Origin of the sequence: Velocimicrobium porci (genome assembly GCF_009696045.1) — a bacterium.
In the GTDB taxonomy this organism is placed as follows: Bacteria; Bacillota; Clostridia; order Lachnospirales; family Lachnospiraceae; genus Velocimicrobium; species Velocimicrobium porci.
The window spans coordinates 1-2,699 of record NZ_VUMT01000058.1; the positions used below are offsets into that span (position 1 = coordinate 1).

The 2,699-nt window shown below is 31.3% G+C and carries 3 protein-coding genes and 1 tRNA gene; 1 reads left to right on the plus strand and 3 read right to left on the minus strand.

The genetic code is table 11. From position 1 onward, the window contains the following. Positions 1–180, plus strand: a 180-nt coding sequence (locus tag FYJ58_RS14815) for a hypothetical protein (RefSeq protein ID WP_205839287.1), incomplete at its 5' end; no start/stop codon positions are given. Between the two features lie 427 nt (positions 181–607). On the opposite strand, the gene FYJ58_RS14530 is transcribed toward FYJ58_RS14815, so the two are convergent. The 3 genes from FYJ58_RS14530 to FYJ58_RS14540 all read right to left on the minus strand — a co-directional run bounded on the left by FYJ58_RS14530 (position 608) and on the right by FYJ58_RS14540 (position 2,649). Beyond that, the gene (locus FYJ58_RS14530; RefSeq protein WP_205839288.1) at positions 608–1,108 is read right to left on the minus strand and encodes a GNAT family N-acetyltransferase; all 501 of its coding nucleotides are present in this window, start codon (positions 1,106–1,108) and stop codon (positions 608–610) included. Positions 1,109–1,576: 468 nt separating this feature from the next. After that, on the minus strand, positions 1,577–2,044 hold the full coding sequence (locus FYJ58_RS14535) for a helix-turn-helix domain-containing protein (protein WP_154520387.1): 468 nt from the start codon (positions 2,042–2,044) through the stop codon (positions 1,577–1,579). A gap of 532 nt (positions 2,045–2,576) precedes the next feature. Then, positions 2,577–2,649 (minus strand) — tRNA-Lys (locus FYJ58_RS14540). Between the last annotated feature and the right edge of the window lie 50 nt (positions 2,650–2,699).

A 2,699-nucleotide genomic window follows, 5' to 3' on the forward strand; every position in this document is an offset into this window, starting at 1 on the left:
CCTTTTTTCAAAGGTCGTTCGTCTGAAATTCTTATGAATCTCTCATCTGTTCAAATCCTCATTCAAACAAATGGTTCTCTTAGAATTTTCAGGGTTGTTTTATTGTTCAATTATCAAGGTGCTTTATCGTTTTATACCATATTGTTGAATCTTCGTTTCCAACGCGTCAACAATATTTAGTATATCATATTTCTTTTGCTTTGTCAACACTTTTTTTATTTTATTTTTTCGTGTTGTTTGTTACTCAGTGGAGCAACGTGTTATATGATACCATATACTTTTATTGATGTCAACACTTTTTTTATTTTTTCTTTTATTTTTTTCTTTTCTCGACAAAATTCTAAATTACAAAGTTTAATTCCACCCCTAACATAACCAGCCATAGAAGTTACCATTACAATTACAGGGTTAAATGTTATCTCTACAACTTTTGTAATATCATTATTTTCTCTAGAACAAAGTGGAGCAAGATTCTCCGCCTGCGGCGGGTCGCTTGGGCGATATCATTCATCTCCGATGCAGTGCATTCCCGCCCGGAGAGCTTTTTAATTCATAGGACATAATTTCCTATGACAAATAAATATTTGTTGACACAATGTTTCTCATCTTAATCTAATTTTTTTTGCATAGATATAACTATATTACTCCCCGTATCAATTTCAGAACCAACAAGAGAAAACCCATTTTTTATCCAAAAACTTATTGCCTCTACATTGTTTTTAATACAACCAAGTTTCACATATTTAAATCCTTCATTTTTTAAACAAACGCATAGCTCTCCAATTAATTTCTTACCAATCCCCATTCCCTGCATATCCTTATTAACCATAAACCATCCTATATAGGCAGTGTTAATGTCTGGCCATTTGATAATGAAATGTAAAATGGCAACCAATTGATTTTCTTTATAAAATCCTACAAAATACAAGTCATTTATCGTTTTTCCCGGTGGAAGATTTGTCAACTCTTCTCTTATATTTTGAATGGTTGGTGCCATATTAAGGTATTTATAATAACTTGTATTTTTTTTACACAATTCATATACATCTATAAGATTTTTTTCTGTAATTCTTTTTATTTTATATTGTGAAAAATAACTTTCTAACATACTAATCTCCATTCCGCCGCCTTTGGCTGGCGGCACAAATAGTAATGAAAGTATTTTACACCTTCAAGTTTTCGTGGTACAATCGACTTAATTATTAAGGCATCCCGGCATCAATATCAGATGCACCCACCCATTTTGCTGTTAATGTGCAGGTGCGCCTCTCTTCTTAGGTGGGAATACCGTTAAATAGGTTCACTATGTGAGCCTTCTTTTTGTGTCTAATCCACGATTTTAGCTTAATTTACTCTCTTTCACACTATCCCCTCCATTCTTTGTTTTACATGAATATAGCACTATTAGAAGTATAATAGCACAAAAAAATTAGAAGTGTTGAATAATCATCGTTTCCATTTTTTACTCCGCAAGACATCTGAGATTCGAAATCATATCACGATTTTAAAACCGTTAAAAGAAAAAAGTTCAGCGACTTTATTTTCTTTGTCACTCAAATCTACAAGCTGGAATTTGTCACTTACCTTTCTGATTTAGACTGATATAGAAATCGTAGGCTTTGGAACATTCTTCATATGGGAGATTAGTTTCATTCATTAAATACACAACAGCTTCCTCCTTTATATTGAATTTAGATAAAAGAACTGTTGTTTCTGAAATTCTAGTTAAAGCATTAAGAAACTCATCATAAGTAATGCCACAATCACTATCATATAATCTGCTTGCCAATAGTTTTATCAGATATTCATTTGCCTCTTTTTTATCCTCATCATTCAGCTTTTCTCCTGCAAATAATTCATTTATTGAAATGTCCAATATTTTGCATAATGGTTTAAATAATGATGAATCTGGCAAACAATTCCCAGTTTCCCATTTTGAAATCGACTTATTTGTAATTCCTAGTTTTTCAGCCAATCCTTCTTGCGTAAGTTTTTTCGCCTTACGATTTTCAGCAATAAATCTTCCAATTTTCTCTTGGTTCATGGTATCACTTCCTTTCATAAAGTATTATAAACAACAAACTGTTTATATAACACCTATTAAAGGTAGATATTAGCAATAACTTTTTTGATAATATACTCTTGGATTTGTTTCTACTAATTATATAAACAACTCTTTGTCATGTACTTTGTAACATAGTTGCTTACTTTCTCACTATCTTTAATTTTGGAAACAATAGTAAAACCATATTTGAAAGTTCTGGAACAAACATATATTTAAACTCTGAATTAAATGTAATTGTAAAAAACAATCCATTCGTCCATATAGCCTTTTTAATTGCAAATTGCAGGCACTTTTTAAAATTTATATTTTGATTAAGGAAAAGTAAAACCGCAAATTTTCAGCAGAATCATGACGGATTATAATAGATTTATTTCAGAATGTTCACTTGCAAAAATATTAGCGATGATGATTTATTTAATGAAATATGTGCTTGTTTATAAGGCAATCAAATATTTGATGTACAAAAAAAGCGGAAGTGCTGATTTTTCAGTGCTTCCACCATTTTTCTTAATGAGACATCGGGGATTCGAACCCCGGACAACTTGATTAAAAGTCAAGTGCTCTACCGACTGAGCTAATATCCCATCTTTATTTAGTTGAACTAAATAGCATCTTCTTTTCAGAAGAATGCCCA

Bases quoted from the DNA above. Each gene is read 5' to 3' on its own strand.
- FYJ58_RS14535 (WP_154520387.1), bottom strand. From the start codon at position 2,044: ATGAACCAAGAGAAAATTGGAAGATTTATTGCTGAAAATCGTAAGGCG.
- FYJ58_RS14530 (WP_205839288.1), bottom strand. From the start codon at position 1,108: ATGTTAGAAAGTTATTTTTCACAATATAAAATAAAAAGAATTACAGAA.